We start from the raw sequence: 16,351 nt of genomic DNA, 5'->3' as shown, positions 1-16,351 counted from the left end.
GCGGCCACGTTCGGGTCATCCCGTGATCACGTACGTAGCACTCGCTTTCGGTGCGGCGGTGGTGCTTGCGCTGGGCTGCGCGGTGGCGTCGGCGATCTACCGCCGCCCGCAGCGCGGAGTGCTGTTGCTCGCTGCACTCGTTCCGCTACACGGCCTTCTGGTTCTGGTGCCTCTGCCCGGGGTGGTGTCCGGCTGGAAGGAAGGCCTCGTCGTGTTCACGGTTCTGTGTGCGTGGCTACGCCGACCCCGGCACGTCCGTGGCTCGACACCTCGGGTGTTCGTGCCGTGGTGGCCCGCGGCCGTCGTCTACGTCGTGTTCGGCACCGTGTCGGCCTTCGCCACGTTCGGGATCGTCGGTGTGTTCGGCATCAAGGTGACCTTCTTCTACATCCTGCTGGTGGTCGTCATGTGGCTTGCGCCCTTCGACGCCGAGGACCGCGACCACCTCGTCTCCGTTCTCATGGGTATGGGTGTGTTCACCTCGGTGGTGGGCATTGCGCAACTCGTGGCAGGACCCGCAGCACTGGTGGCGCTGGGGTACGAATACGACACGCAGGTCCGAACCTCGGGTGGATTGCTCCGTACGTTCAGCACGTTCAACTTGCCGTTCCCGTTCGGGCTGTACGTGATGCTGGCGTTGCTCGTCGGTGGTGCGGTCGCGCTGGCCGACCCACGCCGTCGTCGAAACATGTTGTTCCTGTGCGCGACTCCGATGATGGTGGTCGCCATGTCCAGCTCGATCGTGCGAGGAGCAATTCTGGGGCTCGCGGTCGGAGCCATCTACTTGATCGCTGTGCGCTTCCGCTACCTCGCCGCGCCGCTCGCGCTTGCTGCGGTCGCGGTTGCGGTTGCCATTCCCTTCGTACCCAAGGTCACCTCGGTCTTCTTCTCGTCGAGCAGCCTGGGCCAACGCGGCGACGGCTGGGCCAACATCATTGCCAGTATCCTGATCCATCCGTTCGGGACGGGCCTGGGATCGAGTGGTTCGGCGGCGGACCGTATCTCCACCGCCGAGGGCGCCGCGTTCACGGAATCGGGACTCTCGACCAACTACCAGCCCGACAACTACTACGTGAAGGCCCTGCTCGAACTGGGGCCGATCGGGCTCTGGGCGGTGGTGGCACTGCTGGTGACGTCGTTGCTGTGGTGCACGCGCCTCGCACGTGCACTGCGAGGTGACGACGGCGCGCTTGCCCTCGGCGTCGGCGCGTCGATCGTCGCAGCCATGTTCGCCAGTCTCGTCTCCACGTATTTCGAGATCTTTCCGATCGATGTCTATTTCTGGCTCTTGTTAGGAGTGGTGGGATGCGCAGCAGCGCAACACGAATCGTCTTCGGGGCGCTCGCCCTCCGGCCGGGCGGAAGCGGAGTACAGACCTACATTCGCGAGCTCCTGAACGAACTACCGGATTGTCTGACCGATGCCGATCTCGCCGCGGTGGTGCAGCGCGACGCCGTCGGCGAGCTCCCACCCTCGGTTCGGGCTGTCGAGCGGCCGGTCGCCGGCGGTGCTGCTCGCGCGCTGCTCGGTGCCCTCCCCGTCGGAGACTGCGACGTAGTGCACGGCCTCGATGTCGACCTCCCACTGTTCACCAAGGCCTTCACCGTTGCGACGGTGCACGACCTTTCGGTGATCGACATGCCGTCGGCCTCCAGCAGATTTCGCGCGCTGGGTGAGCAGAGACTGGTGCGGCGCGCCCTCCGCCGTGCCGATCTGCTCATCGCGGTCTCGCAGTTCACCGCCGATCGGATCAAGGCTGTCAGCGGGCGCGACGCCACCGTGGTCGGACTGGCACCGGCAGCGTGGGCAACCGTCCCGACCGCGGGCCGAATAGACGGTGTTCGGTCCAAGTACGACTTACCGGAACGTTTCGTGATGCAGGTCGGAACAGTGGAGCCGCGCAAGAACGTTCAGCTGGTGACCGACGCTGCCGAGAGTCTCGGCATCCCGTGCCTGCTGGCCGGAGCCGGCTCGACCGGCCGCGACGCGCCACGCAATTCCCGGGGTCTCGGGTACGTCGATGTCGAGGATCTGCCCGCTCTCTATGCTGCCGCGACCGTCACCGCGTACGCCTCTCGCTACGAGGGCTATGGACTACCGCCGGTCGAGGCCATGGCCTCGGGCGGCGCGGTGGTCGCCAGTGCCGTCGGTGCCCTCCCCGACGTCGTCGGTGACGGTGCCGTACTCGTCGGATCGGAGAACGTCGACGACTGGGTGCAGGCGATGAAACCCATCGTGTTCGACGCGGACGCGCGCGCGGCTCTCGTCGCCTCGGCGGCCGTTGCCACCCGTGAGATCAGCTGGCGTCGAACGGCGGAGCTCACCGCCGAGGCGTATCGCGCTGCGGGCGTGACCTGATGTCCGACGACCTCGCGCTCGACGGCACCGAGCAGCCCCCGGACTACCGCGCTGTCGCAGCGGATCCGAAGGCTGCGGCCAAAGCGACGATTGCCGTTCTGATCAGCAGAGTCGTCATCGCGGCCCTGGGCTGGGGGGGCAGCGTCATCGTCGCGAGATCCCTCGGACCCGACGACTGGGGCCAGTTCAGCTTCGTCTTCGCACTGCTCGGCTTGATGTCCGTCGTGACCGATCTCGGAGTCGGACGCGTCGTGCTGGCAAAGCTGATGGACGACGACCCCGACGAAATCGGTCGAACTGCGTCGTCGTTTCTGGCTCTGCGTACCGTACTCGGATTGGTGGGGTACGTGCTGGCCGTGGCATACGTTCTCCTGCTGCAGTATCCGAGCGAGGTGGTCCTGGCGACGGTGGTGGGCGGACTGGTGGTCGTGTTCGCGACGCCGGGGCACGCCTTGAGCGTGCTCTTCCAGAGCCGTCACCGTCTGGTACTCGTGGCTGTTGCCGAAAGCTCTGGTCAGGCAATCCAATTGGCGTTGACCGTACTGGCTGCCGTACTGGCCCCCACCCTGTTGATCTTCGTTCTCCCCGCCGTGGCCAACGAAGTGTTCAAGCTGATCACCAAGGGTTTCGGCATCGGCAACCGTTCGATGGGGCTGCGGCCGTCGAAGCACATCGAAATCCGCCGCTGGGGGCCCTATCTGAAGGAGGCCGTGCCACTCGCGATCGGCTTCGCCCTCACCATTGCCATGCTCAAGATCGACATGTTGATGCTCAGCCTGCTCGACACCTTCGAAGCGGTGGGCATGTATTCCATCGGCTACAAGTTCTCGGACATGATCGACACTTTCGTATTGGCTGCGGTGGCCCCGATCAGCACCCTGCTCGTCGCGTCGTGGCCCCATGACACCACAGCATTTCGCGCACGCTCCCGTTCGGCCGCACTGCTGTTCGCACTCTTCGGTGCAATGGCTGTCGCGGCGTTCGTACCTTCGGCGGAGCCGTTGATCGGCCTGCTCTACGGCGACAGCTTCGTCGACGGAGCTCATGCAGCCCGTCTGCTGGTGATCGGCGCAGCGCTCATGTCGTTGGTGATGCTGGGGATATTCCTGCTCGCATCGGCCGGAATGCAGCGTCACTACCCCTTGGTGGCGATGGTCGGTCTGGTCCTGAACATCGGGTTGAACCTCGTTCTGATCCCGCGGATGTCGTACGACGGAGCTGCAGTGTCCACCGTCGTGACGATCGGAACCACCCTCGTCCTGTTGTGGATCGTGATCGCGAGGAGTATGCCCGTTTCCAGACTGTTTCCGCTGCAATCCATTTCGGTGATCTTTGTCATCACCGCGGGCACGACGGTCGGCGGTTGGTTCCTGGTGCAGCACTATCCCGGCGTGTGGCTGCTCGTGTCCGTTGCGGCGGCCCTGACGGTCGCGGCCTTGCTGTATGCGTTCGTCGCGATCGGACTCGCCGAGTCACCGTTTCCGGGATCAGCCGAGAAAGGACGACACCGTGCACGCACCCAGTGAGGACTACGGAACGAACGGACATATCGCCCGATTCGAGCCCCACCCGGCGGAGTCGAAGTTCGGTTTCGCGATCATTACGGACCGATACACATGTTATTCCAATGTTGTTGACATACAGTTCCATTCACGAACGGCACGGCTACGCGTACAGCGCGCGCACCCCGCTATCATCGAGACCGTTGGCTCCACTGAACACCGAAGCGGTACGTCCGCTCGCATCGACGACGGAAGGGTACGCGGTTGATGTCCGTCCACGATGCCGTCCACCGGGGTGACGTGCCCCCACCGATCGACCTCGCGGGCCACATGCGTGAACTGGGCCGAGCACTTCTCCCCGCCGTGATCATTGCCGCCCTGGTCGGTGCAGGCGTGTTCTACCTCAGAAGCGAACTCACCGAGAAGCAGTACGCCGCGTCGATCGTCACCGAGATCGAACCTGTCCAAACCCTCGTTCCCGGTGACGCGTTCATCGAACAGATGCGCGCGCCGTTCATCGAATTGGCCACCGATCGTGGCGTGCTCGATCAGGTCCTCTCACAGGTCGATGCCGGAGGAATGGACGCCGCGGAACTTGCCTCGAGCGTAGAGCTCTCGCCCGGTACCTCACCGGCGCTGTTGACCGTGACGGTGACGACCCGATCTCCCGAATTGGCCGCAGATCTGGCCGAAGCACTGGTGTCGACCATGGCAACTACCTCCTCTGCCAATGCGATCCGTGACTCGCAGGAGCGAACGGACGAGGGACAGTCCGCCATCGACGCGCAACAGTCGCGGGTGGACGCTCTCCCCGTCGACGATCCGAGTCGGCCTGCTGCTCTGTCCGAGCTCGCCGAACTACGCACCCGGCAGAGCGAACTCGAGGCCACTGCGAGCGGAGATCGGCTGGTGGTGCTGTCGAACCCCGAGCAGAGCACCACTCCGGTCTCACCGAAACCGGTCTCGGAGGCACTGGTCGCAGCACTCGCCGCTCTGATCGTCGCGGCCGAACTGATCGTGCTGCTCCGAGGCCGATTCGGCCGCAAGCCCTCTCGCTCCTGGGCCCGCCGAGTCTCGCGCAAATACGGTGCACACTTCGACCCCGCGACCGGCGACACGATGCCACCCGCTGTCGCGTCACGAATCGCCGCCCTCGAACGCGGCGACCGACCCGCGTCCAGGGGTGCACGACACGCTGCTCCCAAAGGTGAGAGCGTCGTTCTGCTGTTGGTCGGCGAAGGTGCGGACTTCGAGTCGACTCGCGGGCCGGGCCCGACAGCCGGACATCACAGAGCCACCGCCGAATTCGGACTGTCGGAACAGTGGTGGCACTACACCGACGTCGGTGACGTCGAGACCGTCGTGGTGCTGGTGTCGAAACGTGGACGGGACAAGAAAGCCGCAACCACAGCGCTGCGGCGGCTGAACGACTTCGCCATTCCCGTACACCTCGTACTGCAGAACAAGAACTCGACCCGACGAGTGGAACAGACCGCGCAGACGATCGCGCCGGAAGGCCAACGCGATGCCAGCTGACAGAATTGCCGTCGTACACGAGAGATTCACCGAGATCGCCGGTTCCGAGCATGTCGTAGAACAACTCGCACTGCACTGGCCCGCGGCCGAGGTGTTCGCGCCCATCGCCAGGCCGTCCGGGGTTCCGGCGGGAATCAGCCATGGGCCGCACACGTCCGGCCTCGATCGGGTGTACAGGGCGTTGGGCCAACGGTCGTACGCGCCCGTTCTTCCGATGATGCCGTTGGCCTTTCGTCGCATGCCGCTCCGCGGTTTCGATGCGGTCGTGGTGAGCCACCACGCATTCGCGACCCAGGCCGTGTTCGCTACGGACTCCCCGGTGATCGCCTACGTGCACAGCCCCGCACGGTGGGCCTGGGACCCCGAACTCCGTGCAGGCGAAGGCGGCGGCCGAGCCGGAGCGGCGATACTGACGGCGCTGTCCGCGGTTGCCCGTCGGTGCGAAATCGCTGCCGCACCGAAATTGACCACGGTGGTGGCCAACTCGTCTGCAGTCGCACGTCGGATCGACGACTGGTGGGGTCGAGACGACGCCGTGGTGGTCCATCCTCCCGTCGACACCGAGGGCTTCACTCCGGATCCGTCCGTCGAGCGGGAGAACTTCTTCCTGCTCGCGGGGCGTCTGGTTCCCTACAAGCGGCCGGACATCGCGGTGCGCGCTGCCGCCGAGGCCGACGTTCCCCTCGTGGTCGCAGGAGACGGTCGTGCCATGAACGCCTGCCGGGAACTGGCCGGACCGAAAACGACCTTCCTCGGACGGGTTTCACACGAGAAGCTCCTCGAACTGCACAGAACGACGCGTGCATTGCTGATGCCGGGAGTAGAGGACTTCGGCATCGTCCCCGTCGAGTCCATGGCGACCGGGACACCGGTCATCGCCTTGGGAGACGGTGGTGCCATGGACTCCGTGGTTCCCGGTAGGACCGGCCTGCATGTGAGCCCTGGCTCGGACGAAGAAGTCGTCGCCGGGTTCGCCGAGGCCATGCGCTCGTTCGATCCCGCCGACTACGATCGCGTCGCCATTCGCACGTGGGCGGAGGGCTTCTCACGAGCCAACTTCCGCAGTCGAATGCAGGAGATCGTCGATGCCGTCCGCTGAGCGAAGGTACCGCTCGACTGCGCTGGATCGCGTCTTCGCCGACACCCGGATAGTGACCGCGGTCGGTCCCGTTCGAGGCCTCGACATCGAGCGAACGCGACACACGCTCACCGCCGCCGAACATGTCGATGCGTCACCGCACATCGCGCTGGAACCACGCTCGGATGCTCGACTATGGCGATACCGCACCGACATCGCCGGCGACAATGTCACCTCCGATACCGGTCCCACCGACGATCTGGGACAGATGCTCACCGATATTCGATCGAGGAACGGCGCGCGTGGTCCACTCGAAGTGGTCGTGTTCGACGAGCATCTCGCCCTCGACTACTCGCACGGAATCGGTGACGGTCAGATCGGCGTGATGATGTTGGCGGCGTTCTGCGACGATGCCGACGGGTCTCTGGTTCCCGGACTCGCCGCAGGCTTACCTCCGAGCACGACATGGAAAGCCCTGTGGCGTCACTATTCTCGAAATCCGAAAACATTGGCGGACTTCTGGACACTGCGCTCGCGCCATCGGCCCGTATCGGACGCCTCCGGTCCTCGTCGCCGGATCGAGAACTGGGAAGCCGACAAAGTCAGCCGAGTCGGGTACATGAGCAGGGCCCGAGTCGACGAGCTCAAGCACTGGACGGCCGAGAACCTGCCCGGAGCGACCGCCGCGTCGGTATCCATTGCCCTCTGGAGCGCCGCGCTACGAGCAGAAGCCGTCGACGTCGACGATCACGTCATGGTGTTGTTCAACAGCAGACGCTATCTCGACCCGGCCCAGCAGAGTGCGCACGGAAATTTCGCCGTGGGCATTCCACTTCACCTCCCAGCCGACACGACACCCGTCGCAATCACCACAACGATGCGTGAGGTGATCGAATCCGGTTGGCCCATCGCAGTACTGGGCATGTCGCAACTTCGCGATGTGGCGTCACGGATTCGGCCTTCGGCACAGTCGCAGGAAAAGAATTCGGTCGTCGAGGTACCCGAGACCTTGCGGTTGGCCGTGAGCGACCTCGGGAGAGTGCGGGTGTTCGACCACCTCGACTGGGTCGACGACGGCAGGCCCCCGCAAATGGCCGCGTCGCTCGAACCGGACGGTCCGGACGGCTGCACGATGCTCATCGCCGAAATCGCCGGTGGGCGTACCTATACGGCCTCGTTCTGCAGCAAGATGGTCGAGGTCGCCGTCATGGATGCAGCGCTACGCAGAATGTGTGAAGACCCAGTGGCACTCCTCCGCGATGCGCACTGATCCGCCGGAACCACCTTTGCCGCACAGACGGGCCGACACATGACCGACGAGTCGACAGTTCTCTTCCTTGCACACACCGGCCAGGTGTCGGGTGCCGAGAAGGTGCTGCTGGATTTGATCGACGAGGCCACCCGTCGCGGCCAGGCCACCGTGATCGCCTGCCCTGCAGGCCCATTGGCAGATCGTCTACCCGACACGACGCGGCACGTCCGCATCCACGAGCTCGGATTGGGTGGACAACGTGGTGCCGCTCGCGGTGTCGCGGCGATCCGGATGATCGCTCGTTGGGTCGGTGCGGCACGCGCGGTGCGCACGATCGCCCGCGCACCGGGCACCGCCACTGTCGTGAACTCACTGTTCGCGCTCCCTGTGGCACGGTTTGCGCGACCCGCCCGCGGGGCGTCGTGGCTCGTACACGACACGATGACGTCTCTCAAGCAGCGCGTGGTGGTCCGGTTCGCCCGTCCAGCCGTTCGCGTCGCAGTCTCGGTGTCCGAGGCCACCGCAGTACCTCTTCGTAGAGCCGGCCTCCCTGTGGTGGTGTCACACAACGGAGTGCCGTGGCCGGTTCCGCGGTTCGGCGGTGCGCTGCACTCTCCGCCGGTAGTCGGAATGCTGGCGTTGTTGACGCCGTGGAAGGGACATCGCGTTCTGCTCGACGCCGTCGCCACACTTCCCGATGTCCGGGTCGAACTGGCCGGGGGTAGCTTCCCCGGCGATCGCGACTACGTCGACGAACTCCATGCGCGCGCCGCCGAACCGGATCTCGCCGGCCGTGTCGAGTTTCTCGGGCACATCGACGCCGAGTCCGCTCTACGCAGATGGGACATCGTCGTCTCGGCAAGTACGTCTCCGGAAGCCGGCCCGTTGTCGGTCCTGGAAGCGATGTCGCACGGGCTGCCGGTGATAGGAACCGACCACGGCGGTACACACGAGTTTCTCGCCGACGGTGCCGGGGTTCTGGTCGAGCCGGGTAACTCCGCGGCGCTCGCCGCTGCTGTGTCGGCCGTCATCGACGACGACGACCGACGACGCCTACTCGGCGAGACTGCCAGATACCGGGTGGCCAGCCGACACGACATCGGCGACACGCTGCCGGAGCTGCTGCATCGATTGACCAGCTGAGCGCGCCCCACCGGCGGCTCGAACTCGGTGATATTCGAACATCGACTAGCACGGCTGTGTTTCAATCGTGTCCCGACTGGAACGAGGGGGCACTGTGACTCGCGCACTGACGAGGTCGAACGAGCATTACCAATGGGGCATGGGCGTGATGACGTCACTCGCTGTCACCACCCTCGTCAAGCGAATCGTCTCGGCCGCCGCTCTGGCCATGGCCGTCGTGGTCACCCTCGAGCTCGCGTTCGGTTACGGCGCGACCACACCCATCCCCTCGATCGTCCAGTGGACCTGCATGATCGCCGCCTACATCATGGGCGCGTTCTGGTGGTTCGGTCCGTGGCCGACGCTGGGGCAAGCGTTCGCCTTCGTCATCATCGCCGATCTGGCGATTTTCGGTGCCACCATCACCGCTAACTTCGCGCCGGAAGTCACCCTCGGCAAGTGCACTTTTCTCATCCCGATGGGAATGCTGGCCGGATTCTTCTTCGACAAGTGGCGACTGGCTGCTCACATCGCCGCGTGCCTGCTGGGAACGTCCATCGTCGCGGTGTACATAGTGCTGGAGCGGGACGTCGACACCTTCGTCGCGGTGGTTCTGTGGGCCCCGATCGTCGTGACACTGACCGGTTTCGTGTTGATGTTGCAACTGACGACACAGTCGATTCGAACGGAATTCGAGTAGTACCCGACAGGTTCCGTCAGAACGTCAGCAGGACTTTGCTCGACCGGGACGCATCGGCGACGAGTGCGAACGCATCGAGCGCCTGGACGACTGGGTAGTCCGCTGTGATGACGGGTGCAACATCGAGCGAACCGTCGGCGGACGAACAGGAGATTCACAGTGCGCACATTTCCCCTCCCCCACATCGGGACGGACGTCTCGAGCATTGTGCTGGGGTTCATGCGCATCACCGATCTCGACGACGACCGGATACGGCGGTTGGTGTACACCGCCCTCGACGTCGGCGTCACGGTGTTCGACCATGCGGACATCTACGGCGGAGCCCCGCATACGTGCGAGAAGCGATTCGGTGACGCAGTGACACTGACCCCGTCGCAGCGCGAGAGCATCGCCATTCAGAGCAAGGTCGGTATTCGCGAGGGCTGGTTCGACTTCTCCGAGGATCACATCGTCACGACGGTCGAAGGGTCACTCCGCGCACTCGGTATCGATCATCTGGACACGCTGCTACTGCACCGCCCGGACACCCTTGTCGAGCCGGAGGAGGTCGCGGCGGCATTCGACCGACTGCACGCGTCGGGCAAGGTGCTGGGCTTCGGAGTCTCCAATCACACTCCCGGTCAGATCGAATTGCTGAAAACTGCTGTCACCCAGCCCATTCTGTTCGATCAGGTACAGCTGAGCATCGTGCATTCGCCCGTGATCGCGGCCGGCTTGACCGCCAACATGAGCGCCGAAGAGCAATCGATCGACCGCGACAACGGATTGCTGGACTACGCGAGAACGCACGGCATCACCCTGCAGGCATGGTCTCCGTTCCAGAGCGGTACACCCTCCGGCGTCTTCGTCGGAGACCGCGAGAATTACGCCGACCTCAATGTCGCATTGGACGAGATCGCCGATTCACACGGCACCACCCCGTCGGCGGTGGCGACTGCGTGGATCACCCGACACCCAGCCAACATCCAGGTAGTGCTCGGCACCACGAATCCCGATCGTGTGGTCGACGCCGCCCGCGGTTCGGACGTCCGCCTGACCAGGCAGGAGTGGTACCGACTGTTCCGGACTGCCGGTCACACACTGCCGTGAACGATGCTCAGCCACGTCACATCTGCCGTTACCTCATCGTTATCGACTAGCCATCACTCCGTGATGAACAGGCCTCGATACAGTGACGTTGCGCTGTCAGGATTACCGCACGGCATGCAACGGAACCTGTAGCCCTCGGGTTCTACCCAGTGCATGTCGGTCGTTAGGCCATCCGAACTGAGAGGTTCGCATCGTGACTGTCACCGACCACCTCGATTCCCCCTTCGCACCCGTCGGGCGCGGCAACGCTCACTACTCGGTATCCACCGAGCTCTACTCTCCTCACCTGACCGTCGTCCGCGTCACGGGTGAACTCGATCTGAAGTCTCGTTCCGTTCTCGCGCAGGTGCTCGACGATGCCCTGCACACGGAAACAATTGTGCTACTGGACTTGTCGGAGGTCACCTTCATGTACTCGGGCGCAGGGTGCGTGGTCCTCGACGCAGCGGCACGCAGTGCAGGACGTCTCGAGGTGTTCGCGCCGACGCGGCCCGCTCGTCTCGTCCTCGAGGCCTTGGGCGCGGCGACCATCGTGGCGGATCCGCGCGCTGCCTGACCGGTAGAGGTTTGCGGACCGCCCGATTCGGCAAACCCCAGGTGGACAGCGACTCCCGACGGCATGTTCTGCCGCGAGCCGCCTCCACTGGACCGAAGCGGCTCGTTCGACTTGCCGCGTGGAGCATCTCACGCACACCGAGGCAAGGATCGACAATGTCCGACCAGTTCAGCAAAGCCGACCCGACCACCGCTTTTCCACTGCCCGATCGGGCCGAGCAGGGTCGCCTCGACCACCCGGGCCTGACACGCGACATGGTCACTGCGCCCGATCACGGCGAGAATTCGTACCGCGGATCGGATCGACTGCACGGCCGCAAGGCATTGATCACCGGCGGCGATTCGGGCATCGGCCGTGCTGTTGCACTTGCGTTCGCCCGCGAGGGTGCCGACGTCGTCATCGCACACCTCGAATCCGAAGGCCCCGACGCGCAGGCCACCGTCGACCTCATCGAGGGAGCAGGCCGCGCGGGTAGAGCCATCGCCTGCGATCTCACCGACGAGTCACAGTGCGTGAAACTGGTCGACACCGCATCCGAGGTACTCGGCGGTCTCGACATCGTCGTCAACAACGCCGCGTTTCAGATGGCTCAGATGGGCGGGATCGCCGACATCACCACCGAGCAGTTCGATCGGGTGCTCAAGACCAACCTGTACGCCTTGTTCTGGATCTCGAAACGCGCCGCCGAAATCATGGACGCAGGATCGACGATCATCAACACGACCTCGATTCAGGCGTCGAATCCGTCTCCGGAATTGATGGACTACGCGACCACCAAAGCGGGAATCGTAGCCTTCACCAAGGGCCTCGCCGGCGACCTTGCAGAGCGCGGCATTCGCGTCAATGCTGTTGCACCCGGCCCGATCTGGACGCCGCTCATTCCCGCGACGATGCCGGCCGAGAAGTACGAGAAGTTCGGTGAGACCGTTCCGCTCGGACGACCCGGCCAGCCGGCGGAGTTGGCTCCGTCCTATGTGTTCCTGGCATCGAACGAATCGAGCTACATCACCGGCGAGACCATCGCCGTCACCGGCGGAACGCCCTTCAACTGATCGTGTCGCCGTTCTCCGATCCGCGCCACGCGAGAAGCACGCCGTCTCCTTCGGGGCGTCGCCACGGCAGAAACAGCGCGACGGTCAGCGCACATGCCATAGCGGCCCCGACGGTGACGAACGACGCGAGCTGAAAGCCTTCGAGTGAGGCCGCCTTCATCGCATAGACGAGGTCGGCCTTCTGCGACGCGAAGATCGGATTGGTGGGCGCTTTCACGATCTCGATGACGCTGACGACAGTTTCGCGAGCAAACGCTTTTTGGTACGGCTCCATGATCGCGTCGGGTATCGCGTCGATCTTCGGACCGACCTGCGCGGTGTAGATCGACGCGACGATCGATCCGAGCACCGCAACTCCGAGGGTTCCGCCGACCTCGCGGGTGGTGTCGTTCACCGCCGAGCCCGCCCCTGCTTCGCCGAGCGTCACCGAGGACATGATCGACTCGGTGGCAGGGCCCTGCACGATCGCCAGGCCGAGGCCCATCAGAATCATCGACACGAGAACCGGCCCCAGATAAGGCGTTTCGACCTTCACCTGACCTGCGATGAACATGCCGATGCTCATCACCACGAGCCCGAAGACGATCACGGCCGTGGTTCCGATGCGTTGCGCGATGATCGTGGCCAGCGGTGCACCGATTGCAATGGATATCGCGAAAGGCAGCGAGTGCACACCGAACTGCAGCGGGGTCAGCTCCATCACGCCCTGGAAGTACTGGGTGATCATGAACAGGAAGCCGAACATACTGAAGTACGCCACAGCAATGGCCAAGGCGGGCAGTGAGAATCTCCGGTTTCGGAACAGGTTCAGGTCCAACACCGGAGACGGTGTTCGCAGCTCCCACCAGACGAATGCAACGACCGCTGCCGAGCCGGCCGCGTATGCACCGATGCTGGTGGCAGACAACCAACCGTTGTGCGGCGCTTCGATGATCGCCCAGACCAGCACGGTGATGCCGGCCAACGACAATGCGATACCGACGGGGTCGTACTTGGCGACATGCTCCGCTTTCGATCCCGGAACACAGGCCAGTGCGGCCACCAGAACGAGCAGTGCCACAGGAACATTGATCCAGAACACCGAGTGCCACGAGAAGTGCTCGAGCAGAAATCCGCCCGCGGTGGGGCCGATGGCGATGGCGAACCCGGCCATGGCCGTCCAGGCCGCGATGGCCAGCGCCCGCTCCTTGGCGTCGGTGAAGATGTTGATGATCAGGGCAAGGGTCGCCGGGAAGACCGCAGCCGCACACACGCCCATTGCCGCTCGGGCAGCGACCACCTGCCCCAGATCGGCAGCGACAGCGCCGCCGATCGACATCACCGCGATACCGGCGAGCCCGACGATCATGACCTTCTTGCGGCCGTAGCGATCACCGAGGTGCCCGAATGCCAGCAGCAGCCCCGCGAACGTCAGTGTGTAGGCGTCGACGACCCATTGAAGCCCGCTGATGTCGGCACGGAGCTGCAGTCCCATGGAAGGCAGCGCGACGTTGACGACGGTGTTGTCCAGCACGACGAGCAACTCGGCCACGCAGATCACGAGCAGTGCGAGGTATCGCCGACGGATATGCGGCTTGCCTGTTCGATGACGCGAGGTAGTAAGTGACGACATGACACTCCCCTTCGACTATGACGTTCGGCATAGTTCTGATGGGAAGTTAGCTGTTACTCGTAGTAATAGCAATACCAATGGCCGCACCACCGCCTGCGTCAGCGACCGGCCGACACCTCCACGACCGCCTCGAGCAGGGCCAGCAGCTCCTGCTCCGTCCGATCGAGTGCGGTGATCGATCGCTGCGCCTTGGCCACGATCAACGCGCCTTCGATGGCCGCGATCGCAAAGGTGGCCAACGCGTGAGATCGCTCGCGGGCGACACCGCGCTGCCACAGCGACGCTGCGATGGTGTCTTCCCAGGAGGAGAACGACTCACCCGCCGCCGTCACGGCACCGGGAGCATTGAGCCCCTCGAGCGCGGCGGGAGCGACCGGACACCCCGCTACGAAGTCGGTGGCCAGCAACTCTCCGCGAAACCCTTCGATGATGGCGCGGACGGTGGCAGCGGGGCCTGCCGCGGTGAGGCCGGCCGAGATCATCGCGCCCATGGTGGCTCCCGCAGTGCGCGTCGCCTCTTCCACGAGCTGGGGCTTGCCGCGCGGAAAGTGGTGGTAAATCGAGCCACGGGGTGCGCCCGCGTGTTCGATGACGTCGGCCAGCGACGTCGCTTCAACGCCGCGTCTGCGAAACAGGTACGCAGCGCTGCGCAGCATGTCATCCCGAGCGCTGCTTCGACTCGCCATCCGAACCTCCCGTGAGAAAGTCACTATCGTTGACGTGACGTCGCGTTACATCTACAGTCACCCTGTAGCTATGCTGTTGAGCATAGCTGGAACAGCAGTCCCGAGACCGGAGAAACGCCATGTCCCTCGACACCGACGTGATCGATCTGCACAGCCCGCTCACTCTCGCCTGCGGGCAGATCCTGCCGAATCGTGTGATGAAGGCAGCTCTCAGCGAAGGACTGTCCACCGCCGAGCACGGCCCGGACTCCCGCCTGGAAACGCTGTACCGCCAGTGGGGCGCGGGCGGCTACGGCCTGGTGGTGACCGGCAACGTGATGGTCGACCGGTCCCATCTCGGCGAACCGGGCAATGTCGTCATCGAGGACGACCGCGACCGCGATGCGCTGGCCCGTTGGGCGAAGGCAACATCCGACGGCGGTGCCCCCATCTGGATGCAGCTCAATCACCCCGGTCGACAGGCCAACCCGCTCGTCACCCGCTCCAAGCCCGTTGCACCGTCTGCCATCGCCCCCAACATCCCGGGAATTCCTGCACCTCGGGCATTGAGCGAGAACGAGATTCACGAGATCATCGGACGATTCGCCACCGCAGCGGCCGTGGCCGAGACGGCCGGCTTCGACGGCGTCCAGATTCACGGGGCGCACGGCTACCTGGTGTCGCAGTTCCTGTCGCCTCTGTCCAATCGGCGCGACGACACCTGGGGCGGCGACCTCGACGGACGGATGCGATTCGTCCTCGAAGTGGTCCGCGCAATCAGAGCAGCGGTGTCTCCGAGTTTCGCGGTGGGAATCAAACTGAATTCGGCGGACTTCCAGCGCGGCGGGTTCAGCGAGGAAGAATCGCGCATCACCGTCGAGCATCTCGTTCGAGAATCGATCGATCTGATCGAAATAAGCGGTGGCAGTTACGAATCACCCGCAATGATGGGTACCGCGAGCACCCGCGATCGGGAGGCGTACTTCCTGGAGTACGCGCGAACGGTGCGCGACGCGGCCGGAGCGGTGCCGCTCGCGGTCACCGGAGGCTTCCGCACCCGCTCGGTGATGAGTTCGGCAGTGCGATCGGGCGAGTGCGACATGGTCGGCCTGGGCCGTCCGACTGCCCTCGCCCCGGCCGTCGCGAGCTCGCTGGTCGACGGCACGCTGGATCGGGTCGAATCTCCGCGCGTGGCCCTGCGCGTCCCGTCGAAGGCCGGCGCGTTCAAGCAGATCAACGGCGCTCTCGATCTGCAATGGCACACCGACCAGCTGCAGCTCATCGGAGCTGGGCAGCAACCGAATTCGAGCCGTCCGGCATGGAAGACTGCGGCAACGATGATGCAGCGCAACGGCTGGGACGCGTTCCGCAACCGCCGAAGCGCCGCTCGGACCGACACCTCCGCTGCAGTGGCAAAATTCCGCCGCGAGCGCTGGATCGGCAAGCACATTGCGAATCCGATCGTCAACGGACTCACATCGATCGGTGTCCGGACCTCTCTGGTCACCGATATCGAGACCGTCGGCCGCAAGTCCGGTCTGCGCCGGCAGGTACCGGTGTCGGCAGTGTTCGACGACACCGGAGCTTGGCTGATCTCCCAGCACGGAACCCGATCCGGCTGGGGAGCGAACATCACCGACGAACCCAGGATCCGACTACGTGTGGGCACCCGATGGCTCACCGGCACAGCGACTTTCGTGCCCGACGACGACGTCGCCCTCCGAGCGCGAACCTTCTCGAACAATGCGGTTCTCGGACGCTTGATCGAAGCAGGCTTCCGCGCGTTGCAGACCGACCCGATCTCGGTTCGGGTGGAGTTCGACGACTGA

14 protein-coding genes are annotated in these 16,351 nt (G+C 64.5%); 12 read left to right on the top strand and 2 right to left on the bottom strand.

Annotated features, from left to right (window positions below; all coding sequences use genetic code 11):
• The first annotated feature begins 22 nt into the window (after positions 1-22).
• The 11 genes from AABD04_RS09105 (at position 23) to AABD04_RS09055 (ending at position 12,245) form a co-directional block, all read left to right on the top strand.
• Positions 23-1,396 carry an O-antigen ligase family protein gene (locus AABD04_RS09105; RefSeq protein ID WP_243594117.1) on the top strand — a complete coding sequence of 458 codons (1,374 nt, stop codon included), beginning with the start codon at positions 23-25 and terminating at the stop codon, positions 1,394-1,396.
• Positions 1,306-2,358, top strand: a complete 1,053-nt coding sequence (locus tag AABD04_RS09100) for a glycosyltransferase family 4 protein (protein WP_341440958.1) — start codon at positions 1,306-1,308, stop codon at positions 2,356-2,358. The genes AABD04_RS09105 and AABD04_RS09100 overlap by 91 nt, the downstream gene beginning before the upstream one ends.
• Positions 2,358-3,884, top strand: coding sequence for a flippase (locus AABD04_RS09095; RefSeq protein ID WP_341440957.1), 1,527 nt, complete (start codon positions 2,358-2,360; stop codon positions 3,882-3,884). Before AABD04_RS09100 ends, AABD04_RS09095 begins: the two co-directional genes overlap by 1 nt.
• 243 nt (positions 3,885-4,127) lie before the next feature.
• Complete coding sequence (locus AABD04_RS09090; protein ID WP_341440956.1) at positions 4,128-5,396, top strand: YveK family protein; 1,269 nt, start codon at positions 4,128-4,130, stop codon at positions 5,394-5,396.
• Positions 5,386-6,495 carry a glycosyltransferase gene (locus tag AABD04_RS09085; RefSeq protein ID WP_341440955.1) on the top strand — a complete coding sequence of 370 codons (1,110 nt, stop codon included), beginning with the start codon at positions 5,386-5,388 and terminating at the stop codon, positions 6,493-6,495. The genes AABD04_RS09090 and AABD04_RS09085 overlap by 11 nt, the downstream gene beginning before the upstream one ends.
• A complete protein-coding gene (locus AABD04_RS09080; protein WP_341440954.1) occupies positions 6,482-7,744 on the top strand; it encodes a hypothetical protein in 1,263 nt (420 codons plus the stop codon). The genes AABD04_RS09085 and AABD04_RS09080 overlap by 14 nt, the downstream gene beginning before the upstream one ends.
• A gap of 39 nt (positions 7,745-7,783) precedes the next feature.
• A complete protein-coding gene (locus AABD04_RS09075; RefSeq protein ID WP_341440953.1) occupies positions 7,784-8,869 on the top strand; it encodes a glycosyltransferase family 4 protein in 1,086 nt (361 codons plus the stop codon).
• A gap of 94 nt (positions 8,870-8,963) precedes the next feature.
• Positions 8,964-9,548 carry a giguanylate cyclase gene (locus AABD04_RS09070; RefSeq protein ID WP_243594124.1) on the top strand — a complete coding sequence of 195 codons (585 nt, stop codon included), beginning with the start codon at positions 8,964-8,966 and terminating at the stop codon, positions 9,546-9,548.
• A gap of 159 nt (positions 9,549-9,707) precedes the next feature.
• On the top strand, positions 9,708-10,637 hold the full coding sequence (locus tag AABD04_RS09065; protein WP_341440952.1) for an aldo/keto reductase: 930 nt from the start codon (positions 9,708-9,710) through the stop codon (positions 10,635-10,637).
• A 193-nt stretch (positions 10,638-10,830) separates the two neighbouring features.
• Positions 10,831-11,193 (top strand): STAS domain-containing protein, encoded by a 363-nt coding sequence (locus AABD04_RS09060; RefSeq protein ID WP_341440951.1) that lies wholly within the window; start codon positions 10,831-10,833, stop codon positions 11,191-11,193.
• A 155-nt stretch (positions 11,194-11,348) separates the two neighbouring features.
• Entirely contained in the window at positions 11,349-12,245 is an 897-nt protein-coding gene (locus AABD04_RS09055) for an SDR family oxidoreductase (RefSeq protein ID WP_335741753.1), read from the top strand.
• Here the strand turns inward: AABD04_RS09055 and AABD04_RS09050 are convergent.
• Positions 12,238-13,857, bottom strand: coding sequence for an MFS transporter (locus AABD04_RS09050; RefSeq protein WP_341440950.1), 1,620 nt, complete (start codon positions 13,855-13,857; stop codon positions 12,238-12,240). The two genes, AABD04_RS09055 and AABD04_RS09050, sit on opposite strands and share 8 nt — an antisense overlap.
• 98 nt (positions 13,858-13,955) lie before the next feature.
• Positions 13,956-14,543 (bottom strand): TetR/AcrR family transcriptional regulator, encoded by a 588-nt coding sequence (locus AABD04_RS09045; protein ID WP_341440949.1) that lies wholly within the window; start codon positions 14,541-14,543, stop codon positions 13,956-13,958.
• Between the two features lie 119 nt (positions 14,544-14,662).
• On the opposite strand from AABD04_RS09045, the gene AABD04_RS09040 reads away from it, so the two are divergent.
• Positions 14,663-16,351 (top strand): nitroreductase family deazaflavin-dependent oxidoreductase, encoded by a 1,689-nt coding sequence (locus AABD04_RS09040; RefSeq protein WP_341440948.1) that lies wholly within the window; start codon positions 14,663-14,665, stop codon positions 16,349-16,351.

Origin of the sequence: Rhodococcoides navarretei (assembly GCF_038069675.1) — a bacterium.
Lineage (GTDB): Bacteria > Actinomycetota > Actinomycetes > Mycobacteriales > Mycobacteriaceae > Rhodococcoides > Rhodococcoides navarretei.
Note: the sequence above shows the minus strand (reverse complement) of the source record. Positions and strands in the feature narration are given on the sequence as shown.

What these genes read in the sequence shown, in the direction of transcription:
- AABD04_RS09045 (WP_341440949.1), bottom strand. Translation starts at nt 14,543, where the DNA reads ATGGCGAGTCGAAGCAGCGCTCGGGATGACATGCTGCGCAGCGCTGCG.
- AABD04_RS09100 (WP_341440958.1), top strand. Translation starts at nt 1,306, where the DNA reads ATGCGCAGCAGCGCAACACGAATCGTCTTCGGGGCGCTCGCCCTCCGG.
- AABD04_RS09080 (WP_341440954.1), top strand. Translation starts at nt 6,482, where the DNA reads ATGCCGTCCGCTGAGCGAAGGTACCGCTCGACTGCGCTGGATCGCGTC.
- AABD04_RS09085 (WP_341440955.1), top strand. Translation starts at nt 5,386, where the DNA reads ATGCCAGCTGACAGAATTGCCGTCGTACACGAGAGATTCACCGAGATC.
- AABD04_RS09050 (WP_341440950.1), bottom strand. Translation starts at nt 13,857, where the DNA reads ATGTCGTCACTTACTACCTCGCGTCATCGAACAGGCAAGCCGCATATC.
- AABD04_RS09040 (WP_341440948.1), top strand. Translation starts at nt 14,663, where the DNA reads ATGTCCCTCGACACCGACGTGATCGATCTGCACAGCCCGCTCACTCTC.
- AABD04_RS09090 (WP_341440956.1), top strand. Translation starts at nt 4,128, where the DNA reads ATGTCCGTCCACGATGCCGTCCACCGGGGTGACGTGCCCCCACCGATC.
- AABD04_RS09075 (WP_341440953.1), top strand. Translation starts at nt 7,784, where the DNA reads ATGACCGACGAGTCGACAGTTCTCTTCCTTGCACACACCGGCCAGGTG.
- AABD04_RS09055 (WP_335741753.1), top strand. Translation starts at nt 11,349, where the DNA reads ATGTCCGACCAGTTCAGCAAAGCCGACCCGACCACCGCTTTTCCACTG.
- AABD04_RS09095 (WP_341440957.1), top strand. Translation starts at nt 2,358, where the DNA reads ATGTCCGACGACCTCGCGCTCGACGGCACCGAGCAGCCCCCGGACTAC.